The organism is Nonomuraea sp. NPDC026600 (assembly GCF_040638335.1).
Lineage (GTDB): Bacteria > Actinomycetota > Actinomycetes > Streptosporangiales > Streptosporangiaceae > Nonomuraea.
In genome coordinates this window covers 1-15246 of the sequence record NZ_JBEZYD010000006.1, presented here as the reverse complement: position 1 = coordinate 15246, position 15246 = coordinate 1, and the positions used below count along the sequence as shown (strand labels likewise).

The window sequence follows — 15246 nt, the reverse complement described above, 5'->3', positions numbered from 1 at the left end:
GCCTCCTCTGTTTTCATCTGAACGACTTCGTCCATCTGAACGGCTCGGTCGCCGCCGTCATGATCACTCCGAGCTGGTCGCGGTCGGCGGGCAGCGGCACCTTGGCGGCGGCCCTGATCACGGTCTTCACGCCCGGACGGACCTTCACCTGGATCCACCACGGCGGCGGGCTGCCCGGCCGCACCGGCGTCTGGTCCTTGGCCAGCGAGCGGCTGGTCTGGATCCGCTGCACGCCCTTCGTCTTGGTCTTGCTCTTGCGCTTGCCCCGCGGGTTGACCTTGACGATGTGGCGGTACCTGACCACGTCGGTGACGGCGAGTGTGAGCACGCCGCCGTCACGCAGCTCCGAGCGGGCGCTGAGCCACGCATCGGTCACCCACCACTGCTCGGCCCGGCGCACCGGACGTACGGCGGGCAGGGCCTGGCGCGGCCCCGTCTTGCCGGGGACGCCGTGGCCGCGCAGGTCGGCGGTGATGCCGACCATGCCGCGCCCGACGTCTTCGCAGAGCACCCTGATCAGCGGCACCAGCGCGCTCTCCGTGCGCACGGGCAGCCGCCACTTGCGCCTGCGGACGAGCGCGTCATGCCGGGCGAGGCTGGCCAGCAGCGCCGCCCATTCCGTCTTGGGCATCGTGGCCGACAGCGTGTGCTCCCAGATGAGGGTCTGGTGCAGCGGGTGGAACCCGGCGATAGCCGCGCGCGTCTTCCGCCAGAACATGGTGCGAAGCATTACACACGGCTATAGACCTCGGCGAGCTTTGCCCGGGAATCGGCCCAGGTGGGCACCCTGCCCTTGGCCCGCGCCGCCATCGCCCGCGCCTGTCCGGGGTACTCCAGGAGGATCCGGATCGCGCGGGCCAGCTCGGCGGGCCGGTCGGGCGCGACCAGCCGGCCGTCCTCCCCCAGGATCTCCCGTACGGCCGGCAGGTCGGAGGCGACGACCGGCGTGCCGGCGGCCATCGACTCCAGGATCTTGAGCGGGGCGCAGCCCTGGTCGAGGTTGCGCGGGCAGGCGGTGAGCGGGGCGGCGGACACAGCTGCGCCGGCGAGCCAGCCGGCCACCTCGTCGTGGGGCAGCGTGAACCGCCACATGATCCGCTCGGCCACGCCCAGCCGGTCGGCGAGGCGTTGGAGCGGTTTGGCGCGGCGTTCCGGGACGGAGGAGCAGATGACCAGGCGCAGGTCGGTCAGGTCGGCGAGCCTGGCGAAGGCGCGCAGCAGCACGTCCACGCCCTGCCAGCGCTGGAGGGCGCCCACATAGATGATGTAGTGCTCCGGCGCGCCAGGCGGCCTGGCGCGCGGCACCGACGACGCACCGGCCGTCGCCGTCGACGCAGTCGCTGTCGGCTGCGGCGGGGCGACGGGGTCGGCGGCGTTCGGCACAAGGAACACTTTTTCCGGATTTATCCCCATTTTGCGGATGGCGTTGCCGATGACGCTCGATGGCACGACAACGGCGTCCGCATGTTCCAGGCAGTGCTCCTCCAGCCGCCGCACCTTGGCCACCGTGGCGGGGGCCGCCTGTGGCCAGGTGTGCGGCAGCTCGATGGACGGCAGCCCGTTCACCTCGTACACCACCTTGTGCCGGTGGCCGAGCACCGGCAGCGCGCTCCACGGGTCACGCACGTGGACCAGCTCCAGCGTCTCCAGGTGCGGCGCGAGGTGGCGGGCGACCCAGTGCGAGTACGCCTCGGCCCGGTCGATCAGGTTGGGGATCTGCTCGTCGAACCTGGCGATCTCGATGTCGCCCTCTCGCTGGTAGCGCGGCAGCCCGCCCCCGCCCAGCACCCCCAGCAGCCCACCGCCGAACCGGTCGAACAGTTCGGCCGCCATCTGCCCGATGTGCACCGCCGACCCCTTGCTCGAAGGGAACCGGTCGAAGGCGAAATAAGCGGCACGCACGGCGCGCAGTCTATTCGCGGCTTCCCGCCGGATATCTACCGGCGCACGCTCTCGTACGCCGAGTAGTCCTTCAACGCGATCGAGTCGTGCAGCCGCAGGCCCTTGCTGCCCAGCTTGGCCGCGGCCTTGCTCACCGCGACCGGCAGGTGACCGATCAACCGCGCGGCCTGGGTGAGGGCCCACAGGTCGAACCGCGTGCCGGGCACGATCCGCTTGGCCGCCCCGATCGCGAACGTACGGCTGCGCCGTACGTAATCGCCGATCTCGGCCTCGTAGGCGGGGAAGGCGCGCTCGTGGTCACCGTGCGCGGTGGCCAGCTCGCCGGCCAGGATGTACGCCCCGACGACGGCCAGGCTGGTGCTGCCGCCCACGGCCGGCCCCGGGCAGTAGCCCGCGTCGCCGACCAGCGTCACGCGACCGCGCGACCAGGTGTCCAGCCGTAACTGGGTGATCGAGTCGAAGTAGAAGGCCGGGGTGCGGTCGAGCTCCGCCAAGAGCCGGGGGACCTCCCAGCCCATGTCCGCGAACCGCTCGCGCAGCAGTTCCTTCTGCCGGGCGACGTCGCGGTGGTGGTACTGGAGCTGCTCCGGCGTCCTGAACATGAACAACGCCCGCGCGTCGGCCATGTGCGCCGCGCCGTACATCCCGCTCACCCGCCCGATGCCGGACAGTCCCTCCATGCGGCCGTCGAGGCCGAGGTAGTTGGGCACCGAGAAGACGGCCAGGTAGGCGCCGATCCAGGTGGAGAAGCGCGACTCCGGGCCGAAGACCAGGCCGCGCACGTTCGAGTGCAGCCCGTCGGCGCCGACGACCAGGTCGAACCGCCTGGCCGCCCCGCGCTCGAACGTCACCGTTCCGTCCTCGCCGATGGCGGTGATGGAGTCGTCGAAGACGTACTCGACGTCGTCGCGGGTGGCGTCGTAGAGGATCTCGCTGAGGTCGTCGCGCATGATCTCGACGTGCCGGTCGGACACGGCCGTGAACACGCGCCGCAGGTCCACCTCCACGGCTCCCTCCGCGCCCTCGCGGTACATGGTGAGCCAGTTCGTGCCGGTCTTCTTGGCCATGATCGGGTCGATCAGGCCCATCTTCTCGACGATGTCCATCGCGGGCCTGAACAGGTCGATCGCGTGCCCGCCCGTCTTGCGGAGCGACGGGGCGCGCTCCACGACGGTGACGTCGAAGCCGTACCTGTTGAGCCAGTACGCCAGGGCAGGTCCGGCGACGCTCGCGCCGGAGATCAGGATCTGCATGGTGGCACCTCCTTACTTAACGGATGGTAAGCCAGCCGGAATGATGAACGCAAGGGCTTACTTAACGATAGGTAAGGGATAGTCTTGGACCATGGCGAGGCCCAGTGACACCAAGGCGCGCATCCAGGCGGTGGCGCGCGAGTTGTTCGTCGAGCAGGGAGTGCAGAACACCAGCCTGCGGCAGATCTCCGACCGGCTGGGCATCACCAAGCCCGCCCTCTACTACCACTTCGCCTCACGCGACGAGCTGGTCAGGAGCATCATCCAGCCGCTGGTCGAGGACATGGAGCGGTTCGTGGCCACGCGCGAGTCCGGTGACGCGCGCGAGCTGCTCGAAGACTACTTCGACATGATCTGGCGGCACCGCGACATCACCGTCATGATCGTGCGGGAGATGTCCACGCTGGGCTATCTCGACCTGGGTCAGCGCATGTTCGACTGGCGGCGGCGGCTCATCACGCTGCTGCTCGGCCCGGACCCCGCCCCCGCCCGGCACATCCACGCGACCGTGGCGATCGGTGGGATGTCCGACTGTTCGGTGGAGTACGCCCACCTGTCCCTCGACGAGGTCAAACCGGCGGCGGTCGAAGCCGCCGCGGCCGCGCTCGGCCTATGAGCAACCCATGACCCGAGCCCGATCGGGCTCGGGTGCGGGAAACGCCTAGTAAACGGCGACGTACAGGTCGGCGCCACCGGGGTGGTGCACCTCAAGGTCCGTCGTGAACCCCCGCGGGGGCGTGCCGCCCGACTCGGTGTGCTTCCACACCTGCTGCCAGGCGTCGACGATCGCCTGCGGCATCTGGCCGCGCGCCTCCACTCGCAGGGCCGTGCCCGCGGGCACGCGTACGGCGACCATGCCCTCCGGCAGCCTGGGGACCGTCCGGACGCCGATGCCGACGATCTGCGTGTAGGCGCCGTGATGGTCGCTCTCGTAATCGGTCAGGACCGCGTAAAGGTTCTCGTCGACGCGTCCCGGCACGTGCGCGAACGCCCCGGGGGCGCCCGCTCGTTGCCACAGCACGGGCAGCTTCGCCCTGGCGGGGTCGATCTCGTCGGCGTTCGAAGTGCGTACGGCGATACCGACGACTGTCAGCTCGTTTCTCTCAGTGACCTCCACAGGCCCTCCATCCCCCTAAGTTTCCTGGCCGATCATATGGCCACGAGACAGGGAAAACCCCTTGTTAGCAGTCACCGCATAGGATGGACGAACGTGAAGTTCCTTAACGGCCTCGTGCCGCAATACGACTTGACGTACAGCGACGTGTTCATGGTCCCGTCGCGTTCCTCGGTCGGTTCCCGGCTCGCGGTCGACCTCTCGACGAACGACGGCACGGGCACCACCATCCCCATCGTCGTGGCCAACATGACCGCGGTCGCCGGCCGCCGCATGGCCGAGACCATCGCCCGCCGGGGCGGCATCACCGTGATCCCGCAGGACATTCCCATCGACGTCGTGACGGAGGTCGTCGACTGGGTCAAGAAGCGCGACCTGGTCCATGACACACCACTCACGCTGACACCGCACGACACCGTCGGCGAGGCCATGCAGCTGCTGCCCAAGCGCGCCCACGGCGCGGTCATCGTCGTCGACTGGGACAACCGTCCGGTCGGCGTGGTGACCGAAGCCGACTGCCAGGGCGTCGACATGTACACGCAGCTCTCGCAGGTGATGTCGAGCGAGCTGCTGACGCTGCCGGCCGGGCTGGAGCCGCGCGCGGCCTTCGACCGGCTGCACGGGGGCCGCCACCGCCTGGCGCCCATCGTCGACGCCGAGGGCCGCCTGGTCGGCATCCTGACCCGCACGGGCGCCCTGCGCGCCACGCTCTACCAGCCCGCGCTCGACGCCGCCGGCAGGCTGCGCATCGCGGCCGCCGTCGGCGTGAACGGCGACGTCGCGGCCAAGGCCAAGGAACTGCTCGACGCCGGGATCGACTGCCTGGTGGTCGACACCGCGCACGGGCACCAGGAGAAGATGGTCTCCGCCCTGCGCGCGGTCCGGGCGCTCGACCCGGGCGTGCCGGTGGCGGCGGGCAACGTGGTGACCGCCGAGGGCGTGCGCGACCTGGTGGACGCGGGGGCGGACATCCTCAAGGTGGGCGTCGGCCCCGGCGCCATGTGCACGACGCGGATGATGACCGGGGTGGGGCGGCCGCAGTTCTCGGCCGTGCTCGAATGCTCGGCGGAGGCGCGTCGGCTCGGCCGGCACGTGTGGGCCGACGGCGGCGTCCGGCATCCGCGTGACGTGGCGCTCGCCCTGGCCGCGGGCGCGGCGAACGTGATGATCGGCTCCTGGTTCGCCGGGACGTACGAGTCGCCCGGCGACGCGCGCACCGACGCCGACGGGCGCAGGTACAAGGAGAACTTCGGCATGGCCTCGGCGCGGGCCGTGCGGCTGCGCACGGCGGAGGACAGCGCGTTCGATCGGGCCAGGAAATCGCTGTTCGAGGAGGGGATCTCGACCTCGCGCATGTACCTGGATCCGCGCCGGCCGAGCGTGGAGGACCAGATCGACGCGATCGTGGCCGGGTTGCGGTCGTCGTGCACGTACGCGGGCGCGGCGAACCTGGAGGAGCTCCACGAGCGCGCGGTGGTCGGCATCCAGAGCGCCTCCGGCTACACCGAGGGCATGCCGCTCCACCAGAGCTGGTAGCGCGGAGCCTCAGGTGCGGCGCCAGCCGCCCGCCGCGTGGATCCCGCCGTCGACGTGCACCGTCGCGCCGGTCACGAACCTGGCCAGATCACTGGCCAGGAACACCGCTGCGCCCGCCGCGTCGGCCGGCTCCCCGAGGTGCCCGAGCGGCGGCAGTCGTACCGGCTCGAAGGGCCCGTCCGTCATCCGCTCCCGCACCTCGGCCTCGCCGTCGGTGGGCAGCCCGTCGGGCGCGATCGCGTTCACCCTGATGCCCAGGGGCGCGAACTCCAGCGCGAGCGACTTCGTCAGGCTCTCCACCCCCGCCTTCATCGCGGCGTAGACCGCGAACCCCGGCGCCGCCTGATGCGCTTCGCTGGAGGTCACGTTGATGATCGACGCCCCGGCCCCCATCATCGGCAGCAGCCGCCGGATCATGCCGGTGACCTGCGTGAAGTTCTCTTCGATCAGGGTCCGCTCGCCGCGGACCGTCGTGTCGGCGAACGCGGCGTGGAACGTCCCGCCCGCGTTGTTCACCAGCACGTCCACCCGCCCCCACCGCTCCCGCACGGCCTGCGCGAACACCTCGACGGCGACCGGATCGCGCACGTCCAGCGTCATCGCGAACTCGCTGTCGTAGGGGGGCTGGTCCCGGTCGCAGATCGCGACCAGAGCCCCGAATGCCGCGAACGTCTCCGCGATCGCCCGTCCGATCCCTCGCGCCGCCCCGGTGATCACTGCGACGCGCCCGGTGAGCAGGATCGCATCAGGAGAAAGGGCGGCCATGAACGCTGACCTTATCCCGACCGCATAGAGTCGTCGGGTTCATTCCTGATCGCCAATTCGTCAACAGGAGCTATTCGTGGCACTCGAGAAGCCGGAAATCGACTTCCCGGAGGGCAACCCGCCCGCCGACCTGGAGATCGTCGACATCGTCGTGGGTGACGGCGACGAGGCCAAGCCCGGCCAGAGCGTCAAAGTCCACTACGTGGGCGTCGCGTTCTCGACCGGCGAGGAGTTCGACGCGTCGTGGAACAGCGGCAACGCGTTCGAGTTCCCGCTCGGCGGCGGACGCGTCATCGCCGGCTGGGACCAGGGCGTGGCCGGCATGAAGGTGGGCGGCCGCCGCAAGCTGGTCATCCCGCCGCACCTCGGCTACGGCAACCGCGGCGCCGGCGCCCGCATCAAGGGTGGAGAGACGCTCATCTTCGTCGTCGACCTCCTGGCCGTCCGTTAACACGCTGGGGCGGGCCCCAAGCCCGCCCCGCCCCTTCGGGGGCCCAACACCGGACAAAATGCTGGTCTAAGCGCGGCGGAATTGTCGGCGAAGTACGGCAACATAGGGCATGTGCTGTTGATCGACGTGGTGCGGGTTTCTGAGGCGGTGACACGCACGTCGGCCCGGCTCGGCAAGGTCGGCCATCTGGCGGAGCTGCTCGGCAGGGTCGGCGCCGATGAGGCGGAGATCGCCATCTCCTACCTGTCGGGTGAGCTGCCGCAGCGCCAGGTGGGCGTGGGCTGGCGGACCCTTCAGGACCTGCCCGCCGCCAAGCTGGCCGCCACCGCCACCCTCACCGACGTCGACGCGCTGCTGTCGAGGATCAAGTCGGTCTCCGGCCAGGGTTCGCAGGCGGCGCGCAAGACGCTGGTCACCCAGTTGTTCGCCGGGCTGACCAGCCAGGAGCAGGCGTTCATGCTCAAGCTGCTCGGCGGCGAGCTGCGCCAAGGCGCCCTCGACGGGGTGATGATCGAGGCGATCGCCAAGGCGTCGGGCGCGCCGTCCGCCGACGTGCGGCGGGCGCTGACGCTGCGCGGCTGGCTGCCCGCCGTGGGCGCGGCGGCGCTGGCCGGTGGGGTGGCGGCGCTGCACGCGTTCAAGCTGGAGGTGGGCCGGGCGGTCTCGCCGATGCTCGCCGGCAGCGCCCCGAACGTCGCCGCCGCGCTGGAGAAGGCGGGCTCCCCGGCCGCGCTGGAATGGAAGCTCGACGGCGTACGCGTGCAGGCGCACCGCTCCGGCGACCAGGTCCGGGTGTTCACCCGCACGCTCGACGACATCACCGCCCAGGTGCCCGAACTCGTGGAGGCCGTGCTCGGTCTGGCCTCCGACGACCTCGTGCTCGACGGCGAGGTGATCGCGCTGCGGCCCGACGGGCGGCCGCACCCGTTCCAGGTGACGGCGAGCCGGGTGACGAGCAAGACCGACGTGCCGCGGCTGCGGGAGGAGACGCCGCTGAGCGTGTTCTTCTTCGACGCGCTGCGGGTGAACGGGACCGACCTGCTCGACCTGCCCTACTCCCTGCGCCAGGAGCTCCTCGCGGAGACCGTCATACCCGGCCTGCTCACGCCGCGGCTCGTCACGGGTGACGTCTCGGAGGCGGAGCAGTACTTCACCGGCGTGATCAAGGCCGGCCACGAGGGCCTGGTCGTCAAGTCACTGGCCTCCCCCTATGCGGCCGGCCGCCGGGGGGCCGGGTGGATCAAGGTCAAGCCGCGTCACACGCTCGATCTCGTCGTGCTCGCGGCCGAATGGGGCCATGGCCGCCGCGAAGGCAAGCTGTCCAACCTGCACCTCGGCGCCCGTGACCCGGAAGGCGGCGGGTTCGTGATGCTGGGCAAGACGTTCAAGGGGCTGACCGACGAGTTGCTCGCCTGGCAGACTGAACGCTTCCTGGAGCTGGCCGAAGGGCCCGCCGACGAGTGGACGGTCAAGCTCCGTCCCGAGCTGGTGGTGGAGATCGCGTTCGACGGGGTGCAGCGGTCGCCGCGCTACCCCGGGGGGATGGCGCTGCGGTTCGCGCGGGTGCTGCGCTACCGGCCCGACAAGCAGGCGGCGGACGCCGACACGGTGGAGACGGTCCGCTCGCTCATGCTCTGACCCTTTTGGTACGGCAGGTTAGTTCGGCATGCCGCAAACTGCCCATCAACCTATCCCCAAGGTGACAGAGTCCGCGTTCCCCCGGACGTCCCAAGATCCCCGGCGTACGCTCGGCGTCCTGGTCAACTTGACATCAAAGTGAGATACATCACTTAATGTCCCATTAAGTTGTCTTTACTTACTGTTTGTCGCATATGTTCGTCCACATTCGCCGGGCACCCGCCCTGCGCATGGGATTGGCCGACGCGCACCCCCGATCTGCCCCCGACCTGGCCTTTCCCTGTCCTTTCCCCTAGCTAGGACTGTGGTTTACCTTGGGCCAGCACTCCGCCAAGCCGAGCCGTCCGAACCCGGAGCGTCAGGCTCCGAGCAAGCGCCGTTGGGTCACTGTCGCGGCCGGCGCGGCCGTCGTAGCCGCCGCCTCGACCACCGCCTGGGCCGCCGTCGCCAACGACGACGCCCCCAAGACCACCGCCGCGGTGGACGTCGCGCCGTCCCCCGCGTACACGAAGGCCGACACCCCCTCGACGGCCGCCAAGACCCCTCAGCCGAACACGCCCCGCACCAAGTCGGCCGCCCCCAAGGCCACCGCCCTGCCGAAGGGCGCGGCCGCCCAGCCGGAGACCAAGCCGGCCGACAAGGCGAACACCGTGCCTGTCCGCAAGGCGAAGACCGAGGCCGCCAAGCCGAAGACCCGCGTACTCAGTTCGGGCACCTGCGGCGCCTCCTTCTACGACGAAGGGCAGATGACCGCCAGCGGCGAACGCTTCAACCCGTCCGCCATGACCGCCGCCCACAAGACGCTCCCGCTGGGCAGCAGGGTACGCGTCACCAACCCGGCCAACGGCGAATCGGTCACGGTCCGCATCAACGACCGCGGTCCGTACGTGGGCGGTCGCTGCCTCGACCTCTCGTCAGCCGCCTTCTCCGCCATCGGCGACACGGGCGCCGGCGTCATGACGGTCAAGTACGAGGTCCTGGCCCGCTCCTGACGCCGCGTCCCGCGGTGCGTTAACCTCCACTCATGCAACACCTGTGTGACTGATCAGCAGCCGCCCGGCGCTTGATCCGCCGGGCATCCCGCGAAGCGATCCCCCCTTCGCCCGTCCGGCCTTTCCGGTCGGACGGCTCGGCTGCTTGGAGTCACCAGGTGTCATCCGTTCCTTCCCGCCTGCCCGGAATCGCGCTGCTCGCCCTGCTGCGCGGCAACCCCGACTTCCGCCGGCTCTTCCTCGCCTCGGCCCTCAGCCTGACCGGCGACTGGTTCACCTTCGTCGCCCTGAACGCCTTCGTCTACCACCGCACCGGCTCGGCCGGGCTGACGGCTCTGCTGTTCGCCGTCGAATCGCTGCCCGGCATCCTGCTGATGCCGCTCATCGGCTCGCTGACCGACCGCCTGGACCGCCGCCGTCTGCGCATCGCCTGCGACCTCGCCGCCATCGTCCCCCTCGCGGGTCTGCTGGCCGCCTTCCACCTGGGATCGGTCCCCATGGCGCTGGTCTCGCTGGCCGTGCTGTCGGTGTCGGCCGCGGTGTCGAGCCCGATCCCCGAGGTCGTCCTGCCCAACCTCGTCGCCCCCGACCGGCTGCCCATCGCGCAGGCCACGCTCGGCGGCCTCTACTCCTCCAGCCTGCTGCTCGGCGCGGGACTCGGCGGCCTGGTCACGGCCGCTTGGGGCAGCACGGCCACCCTGCTGATCGACGCCGCCTCCTTCGCCGCGTCCGCCGTCCTCATCGCCCGGATCCGCCGCCCGTTCTCCACCGCCCCGGCGACCCGCCGCATGCGCGTACGTACCGACACTTCCGAACTGTGGCGCTTCATCCGTGGCACCCCCACCGTGTCGGCCCTGCTCCTGCTGACGGCGGCGCTGCGCCTGTGTTACGGCATCGTCGGCCTCCTGCCCGTCTACGCGCTCGAACGGTTCGGCGCCACCGACGCCGGAGTCGGCGTCCTGTACCTGGCGCAGGGGGCGGGCTCCGTGCTCGGGCCGTTCCTGGGCCGGCGACTGACCGGCACGTCGCCACGGCGACGGCTGCTCGTGCCGGGTGGTGCCCTGGCGGTGTTCGGGCTGGGTTACCTCGCCCTGGCCCAGGCCGGCAGCCTGTGGTTAGGCATACTCGCCGCCATGGCCGGCCACCTCGGGGTGGGCGCGTGCGCGATCCTGGCCATCAACGGGCTACAGGTGGCCAGCCCCGACCACATCCGCGGGCGCGTGATGGTCACGGCGTTCGGGCTGTCGTCGGGGTTGCAAGGGGTGTCGTCGCTGGCGGTGGCTCCGCTGACCGTCGTGGTGGGCATGACGGGGGCTACCCGCCTGCTCGGCGTACTCGCCGTCGGCTTCGCCCTGGTGTGGCTCCTGTACGCGCTCCGCCTGCCCGAACCCGGCGAGTGAGGCTCTCGCGGCGAGACAGCGACATCTCCGACCCTCGCCGAGGAACTACACTTCCGACGCACCAAGGCGGCCGGTTCGAGTAGTCGTGATGGGGGATGGCATGATCCGGATTCTGCTCGCGGAGGATATGTACATCCTTCGCGAAGCGCTCACGATGCTCACGCCAGTCGGGGGCCTGCTCCTCGCCGTCGCGCTGATCACCCTGGCTGTCGGCCTCATCGGCACCGCATAGAGCTCCTTACCTCGTAAGTTGATAACCGATGGGAGACATGATGATCTTAGTGACCGGCGCCACCGGCAATATCGGCTCGCACCTGGTGGCCGCTCTGGCCCAGGCCGGGTAGCGGGTGCGCGCGCTGGTACGCGACCCGCGGGCCGCCACCCTCCCCCTGAACCAGCCCGACAGCGTCTTGAATTCCCTGTAGTTGCCTGGAGGAATCAGGCAACTCGGACGGGCGTGGCCTGGCCTGGGCTGCCCCGGTGCTCGGTGAACGTGAGCACGGGGGTGGCTTTGGCGTGGTGGAAGCCGGTCCGATGGTGAAAATTCCTGACATGCCCTGTCCGGTACGGCTGGTGCCGTCCCGCCTTGGGTGCATGGCCCGCCGGACGCTGTCCACCGCCCGCAGGCGGTGGGGCGGGCACCGTACGCCGGTCGGGCACACGGCTGAAAGTCATCGAGTTGTTTCGTGAGTTGGCTGAGGTGCGGGTGGGCCGTTTCGGGGTGGGGCGCTTCTTGGCCCTGTCGCGTGCGGCCGGTCGGGGGTGCAGGTCGGTTCGAGTGCGGCGGGCGCGCCGGGCCGCCCGGGTAGGCCTGCGCGGTCGGCGGGCGCGGGCCACGTTGCCCTCCACGACGGTGGCGATGGTGCGGACCCCGGTGGAACGATGGGTGCGGGTGGCGTGCTGGCCGAGCAAGCCGCGTGCGACGATCCGCTCGGCCGCCGCCCAGTCCCGATCACACGACAGGCCGCACGCCGGGCAGGAGGCCCACCGCCAGCCCCGCTCGGCCAACCGGTCCGGAGCCGGGCAATGCTTGAGCACCGACGTGCCCGCTCCGCACCGGGGGCAGTACCTGGAGGTGCCGCGCGCCGGGACCGTGACCACCGCGATGGCGTGCTTGGCCGCCAGATGCCGGATCGCCTCGACAATCCGGCCGCGCACCTGCCCCGACAGGCGCGCGTTCCAGCTCCCTCGGCGCCCGCGCGCCTCCAGGGTGGCCAGATCTTCCAGGTAGATGACCGTCGCCCCCGCAGCGACGGCCTGATCGACCGCCCATCGCGCCGCCGACCAGGCCAGCGCCTTGTTCAGATGCCGAATGCGCGCACACAGCCGCTCATGCTCGACCCCGATGCGCTGCCAGGCCGTACTCAACGCGACGTAACGGGAATCAGCAGGCGTGATCCCCGCCAGCAGCCCTTCCAGACGCCGGTGCTTGGCGGCCAGGTGCTCACGCTCGGCCCGCAACCGGTGCAGCTTGGCCGACACACCGCTCGCATCGTAGGCGAACGGCCGCCCATCACTGATCACCCGGCCACCGGCCAACTCCCCTACCACGCCGACCAGCAGCCCGTTCAGGCCCCAGTCGAACCCGCACCCGATCCGATGACCGGCAGCGGGCGCGAAGCCGACCGGGATCCGGAACGGCAGATCGACGCGCACCCGGCCCTTGGTCACCCTCACGGTGGGGGCGCACAACGTCGCTTCAGGTGTGACGGTCGGCGGCAAGATGACCGGCAGCACATGCCACGCCCAGTCCCTGGCGGACGCGGGCGATTCGACCAGCGGAAGCCGCACCCGCAGCCGGGCGCTGCGGTGGCCGGTGCGCTGCAGGGTGAGCAGTTGCCGGTCGGCCGCCGCCAGCACCACCTGCGCCGCAACCTTCGGCGGCTCCTCCAACTCGATCAGATCAGCCGGCAACACCTCATGCTCGTCAAGATAGGCGCGGATCTGCCGACTCCGGTTACGGACCTCCGCCGCGCTCACCCCGTCCGGCAGCAGCGCACGCAATGCCTCCCACTCGGCGCCGGTGCGTGCACTCGTATTCTGTGGCCAGGTTGTCACGATCGCCGCCACCAGGCGGCGCCGGTGCAGCGCCAGCCGCAACAGGCGAGCGGCCTGCTCCTCCGCGCACCGCACCACCCGATCGCACACATGTACGCCCGCGGGCGGGCCCACGCCCCAGCCGAGCCGACGAACAGCCATCCAGCCCTTCGACGGCAACACCCGCCCGTCCAACCCCACCCCGGACGCCAAAGCGTCCAGATCAGCCGCATTCCACCGGGCCGCCACCAGACGGGCGGTCAGGTCGCGCGCCAGGCTGGCCAGCCAGACCACCCGCCGCACCAGCAGACCCTGCGCAACGACCTCACCGGTCGCCTCCACCACCGCTGCATAGGCGGTGCAGCAGGCGGTCGCGGTGAGGTCACTCATCCACCGCTCCCGTCTCGGAGGTGGGCCGAAGGTGACCGACCGCGCTTGAATCGGCCGCCCTCTGAGCAGTTCTCGACGCCCGGCGACCACATGCGGGCACGAGGGTGCCGGCCAGGCGGCGGTCGTGGCAACAGGTGCACCACGCGCTCAGCACGTCGCGATCGGAGGGGAACCGGTACGCCCGCATGCCTGCACCCCCGCCCCTCCGGAACCAAACCTCACGATCGGTAAGCGAAAGATTACCAGCGGTTGACCCTAGCGGGTAGAACATATGAACGACAACATTCTGATCTGCCTGCTCGGCCAGAACCAGCCGCAACCCGCCGTGCTGCGGATCTGCAGGCTCAGCGGCACCGCAGACAACCGGTTCGGCGAACGCCCCGCCGATCCATGATCGGCCCTGCGGGATGATCCCGCCCGGCCCGGCCGACACCGCCGACCAAGAGGAAACCTTGACAGATCATGGCCGATGTTCAGGGCCTTCATAGCGAATATGAGCAGCAGTTCATACCCTGGCCGATGCCCTGATCGGCGTACGGGGGAGTGTTCCTGCTGCCGGGATACGCAGACATGCCCGGACTGCTGGCCCACATACGCCGGACCGGGGGTGCAACGGGTCGTACTGCTGACGAGCGGCTCGGCCGCGCAAGCGGACATGAACAATGTGATCTCCCGGTACATGGCGCTCTCCGAGCGCGCCGCGCGGGAGGCGGGTGTGCCCTGGACGTTCCTGCGGCCCAGGGCGTTCATGTCCAACGCGCTGCGCTGGCTGCCGCAGCTTCGGATCGGCGACCTGGTGCGCGTACCGTTCGCCGGGGTGGCAGCCGCCGCCATCGACCCCGCCGACATCGCGGCCCTGGCGCTGACCGGCGATGGGCATGAGGGCCGGATCTACGAGCTGACCGGCCCGGACTCGCTGCTGCCCGCGGAGCAGATCGCCATGCTGGCCAAGGTGCTGGGCAGGGACCTGCGCTGCGAGGGACTGCCGGACGAGGAGGCTCGGGTTCAGATGGAGGCGAGCATGCCGGTCGAGTACGTCGACGCCTTCTTCAGCTTCTACGTCGATGGCACGCTCGACGAGTCGCAGGTCCTGCCGACCGTGCGAGAGGTGACCGGGCACCCGCCCCGCACCTTCGAACAGTGGGCGGACGCACACGCCGAAGCCTTCCGCTGACCTCGATCGGCGGTGAGATGAGCCTGCCACCAGCGCTACCTGAGGGTTCAGCACTGAGCGACGCTCCGGCGGTCAGTCCCGTTCGGGCACGGCCATCTCGCCGAGGAGGGACCAGTCGTCCTGCGGCACGGTCGCGTTCACGATGCGCGGCGTCTCGGCGAGGTACGGCGGCAGGGTCTGCTGGGCCTTCCTGAAGTGCTCCGACTGTACGTGCGCTGCCCCGGCCTCGCCATCGCGGAACGCCTCGACCAGCACGTACTCGGTCGGATCCGCCAGACTGCGCGACCAGTCGAACCACAGGCAGCCGGGCTCGTCGCGGGTCGCCTGGGTGAATTCGCCCGCGATCTCGGGGAACCGGTCGGCGTGCTCGGGCAGGACGCGGAACTTCGCGGTGATGAAGATCATGGGGCCATTCTTCCGGTGGGCGGCCTTCAGGTCGAGGCCGACCCCGGCCGTTCGCCGAATCGCGAAAGCTCGTGCGGTCGGCTGACGTCAAAGCACGGCCAGGTTGTGTGAGATGACCAGGACCGCGAGCCCGCGTTCGCGTAGCCGTCCGATCAGCGCGAGCACCTGGGCCGTCTGCTCCACGCCGAG

17 protein-coding genes and 1 pseudogene are annotated in these 15246 nt (G+C 70.3%); 10 read left to right on the top strand and 8 right to left on the bottom strand.

The genetic code is table 11. From position 1 onward, the window contains the following. Positions 1 to 13: 13 nt before the first annotated feature. From AB0F17_RS15710 to AB0F17_RS15700, 3 genes are read right to left on the bottom strand one after another with little or no spacing between them, the layout of a single operon-like run. Complete coding sequence (locus AB0F17_RS15710) at positions 14 to 718, bottom strand: hypothetical protein (RefSeq protein WP_358022425.1); 705 nt, start codon at positions 716 to 718, stop codon at positions 14 to 16. An 11-nt stretch (positions 719 to 729) separates the two neighbouring features. Further along, complete coding sequence (locus AB0F17_RS15705) at positions 730 to 1902, bottom strand: glycosyltransferase (protein WP_358022422.1); 1173 nt, start codon at positions 1900 to 1902, stop codon at positions 730 to 732. 35 nt (positions 1903 to 1937) lie between these two features. Then, positions 1938 to 3155 carry an FAD-dependent monooxygenase gene (locus AB0F17_RS15700; RefSeq protein ID WP_358022419.1) on the bottom strand — a complete coding sequence of 406 codons (1218 nt, stop codon included), beginning with the start codon at positions 3153 to 3155 and terminating at the stop codon, positions 1938 to 1940. Positions 3156 to 3246: 91 nt separating this feature from the next. Here AB0F17_RS15700 and AB0F17_RS15695 point away from each other — a divergent pair, with 91 nt between their 5' ends. Continuing rightward, positions 3247 to 3771 carry a TetR/AcrR family transcriptional regulator gene (locus AB0F17_RS15695; protein ID WP_358022416.1) on the top strand — a complete coding sequence of 175 codons (525 nt, stop codon included), beginning with the start codon at positions 3247 to 3249 and terminating at the stop codon, positions 3769 to 3771. A gap of 45 nt (positions 3772 to 3816) precedes the next feature. On the opposite strand, the gene AB0F17_RS15690 is transcribed toward AB0F17_RS15695, so the two are convergent. Next, positions 3817 to 4272, bottom strand: a complete 456-nt coding sequence (locus AB0F17_RS15690) for an effector binding domain-containing protein (RefSeq protein ID WP_358022413.1) — start codon at positions 4270 to 4272, stop codon at positions 3817 to 3819. 93 nt (positions 4273 to 4365) lie between these two features. On the opposite strand from AB0F17_RS15690, the gene AB0F17_RS15685 reads away from it, so the two are divergent. Further along, positions 4366 to 5805 carry a GuaB1 family IMP dehydrogenase-related protein gene (locus AB0F17_RS15685; RefSeq protein ID WP_358022410.1) on the top strand — a complete coding sequence of 480 codons (1440 nt, stop codon included), beginning with the start codon at positions 4366 to 4368 and terminating at the stop codon, positions 5803 to 5805. Positions 5806 to 5814: 9 nt separating this feature from the next. Here the strand turns inward: AB0F17_RS15685 and AB0F17_RS15680 are convergent, their stop codons facing one another. Then, positions 5815 to 6570, bottom strand: coding sequence for an SDR family oxidoreductase (locus AB0F17_RS15680; protein WP_358022407.1), 756 nt, complete (start codon positions 6568 to 6570; stop codon positions 5815 to 5817). A gap of 76 nt (positions 6571 to 6646) precedes the next feature. On the opposite strand from AB0F17_RS15680, the gene AB0F17_RS15675 reads away from it, so the two are divergent. The 6 genes from AB0F17_RS15675 (at position 6647) to AB0F17_RS15650 (ending at position 11395) form a co-directional block, all read left to right on the top strand. Then, positions 6647 to 7021 (top strand): FKBP-type peptidyl-prolyl cis-trans isomerase, encoded by a 375-nt coding sequence (locus tag AB0F17_RS15675; RefSeq protein ID WP_358022404.1) that lies wholly within the window; start codon positions 6647 to 6649, stop codon positions 7019 to 7021. A 111-nt stretch (positions 7022 to 7132) separates the two neighbouring features. After that, positions 7133 to 8659 (top strand): ATP-dependent DNA ligase, encoded by a 1527-nt coding sequence (locus AB0F17_RS15670; RefSeq protein WP_358022400.1) that lies wholly within the window; start codon positions 7133 to 7135, stop codon positions 8657 to 8659. 314 nt (positions 8660 to 8973) lie between these two features. Then, positions 8974 to 9651 (top strand): septal ring lytic transglycosylase RlpA family protein, encoded by a 678-nt coding sequence (locus AB0F17_RS15665; RefSeq protein WP_358022397.1) that lies wholly within the window; start codon positions 8974 to 8976, stop codon positions 9649 to 9651. A 158-nt stretch (positions 9652 to 9809) separates the two neighbouring features. Continuing rightward, the gene (locus AB0F17_RS15660) at positions 9810 to 11051 is read left to right on the top strand and encodes an MFS transporter (RefSeq protein ID WP_358022394.1); all 1242 of its coding nucleotides are present in this window, start codon (positions 9810 to 9812) and stop codon (positions 11049 to 11051) included. Positions 11052 to 11151: 100 nt separating this feature from the next. Further along, complete coding sequence (locus AB0F17_RS15655) at positions 11152 to 11283, top strand: hypothetical protein (RefSeq protein ID WP_358022391.1); 132 nt, start codon at positions 11152 to 11154, stop codon at positions 11281 to 11283. A gap of 28 nt (positions 11284 to 11311) precedes the next feature. After that, positions 11312 to 11395 (top strand): NAD-dependent epimerase/dehydratase family protein, encoded by an 84-nt coding sequence (locus tag AB0F17_RS15650; protein ID WP_358023834.1) that lies wholly within the window; start codon positions 11312 to 11314, stop codon positions 11393 to 11395. Between the two features lie 94 nt (positions 11396 to 11489). Here the strand turns inward: AB0F17_RS15650 and AB0F17_RS15645 are convergent, their stop codons facing one another. Beyond that, positions 11490 to 13478 carry a transposase gene (locus AB0F17_RS15645; RefSeq protein ID WP_358022388.1) on the bottom strand — a complete coding sequence of 663 codons (1989 nt, stop codon included), beginning with the start codon at positions 13476 to 13478 and terminating at the stop codon, positions 11490 to 11492. A 271-nt stretch (positions 13479 to 13749) separates the two neighbouring features. Here AB0F17_RS15645 and AB0F17_RS15640 point away from each other — a divergent pair, with 271 nt between their 5' ends. Further along, complete coding sequence (locus tag AB0F17_RS15640; protein WP_358022386.1) at positions 13750 to 13872, top strand: hypothetical protein; 123 nt, start codon at positions 13750 to 13752, stop codon at positions 13870 to 13872. Between the two features lie 213 nt (positions 13873 to 14085). After that, positions 14086 to 14652 (top strand): hypothetical protein, encoded by a 567-nt coding sequence (locus AB0F17_RS15635; protein ID WP_358022383.1) that lies wholly within the window; start codon positions 14086 to 14088, stop codon positions 14650 to 14652. Positions 14653 to 14724: 72 nt separating this feature from the next. On the opposite strand, the gene AB0F17_RS15630 is transcribed toward AB0F17_RS15635, so the two are convergent. Together AB0F17_RS15630 and AB0F17_RS15625 are read right to left on the bottom strand one after the other, a co-directional pair. Next, entirely contained in the window at positions 14725 to 15057 is a 333-nt protein-coding gene (locus tag AB0F17_RS15630) for a putative quinol monooxygenase (RefSeq protein WP_358022381.1), read from the bottom strand. Between the two features lie 96 nt (positions 15058 to 15153). Then, positions 15154 to 15246: pseudogene (locus tag AB0F17_RS15625) on the bottom strand (sugar ABC transporter ATP-binding protein); the annotation flags it as partial.

Bases quoted from the DNA above. Each gene is read 5' to 3' on its own strand.
- AB0F17_RS15700 (WP_358022419.1), bottom strand. From the start codon at position 3,155: ATGCAGATCCTGATCTCCGGCGCGAGCGTCGCCGGACCTGCCCTGGCG.
- AB0F17_RS15640 (WP_358022386.1), top strand. From the start codon at position 13,750: ATGAACGACAACATTCTGATCTGCCTGCTCGGCCAGAACCAGCCGCAA.
- AB0F17_RS15645 (WP_358022388.1), bottom strand. From the start codon at position 13,478: ATGAGTGACCTCACCGCGACCGCCTGCTGCACCGCCTATGCAGCGGTG.
- AB0F17_RS15680 (WP_358022407.1), bottom strand. From the start codon at position 6,570: ATGGCCGCCCTTTCTCCTGATGCGATCCTGCTCACCGGGCGCGTCGCA.
- AB0F17_RS15630 (WP_358022381.1), bottom strand. From the start codon at position 15,057: ATGATCTTCATCACCGCGAAGTTCCGCGTCCTGCCCGAGCACGCCGAC.
- AB0F17_RS15650 (WP_358023834.1), top strand. From the start codon at position 11,312: ATGGGAGACATGATGATCTTAGTGACCGGCGCCACCGGCAATATCGGC.
- AB0F17_RS15655 (WP_358022391.1), top strand. From the start codon at position 11,152: ATGATCCGGATTCTGCTCGCGGAGGATATGTACATCCTTCGCGAAGCG.
- AB0F17_RS15695 (WP_358022416.1), top strand. From the start codon at position 3,247: ATGGCGAGGCCCAGTGACACCAAGGCGCGCATCCAGGCGGTGGCGCGC.
- AB0F17_RS15710 (WP_358022425.1), bottom strand. From the start codon at position 718: ATGTTCTGGCGGAAGACGCGCGCGGCTATCGCCGGGTTCCACCCGCTG.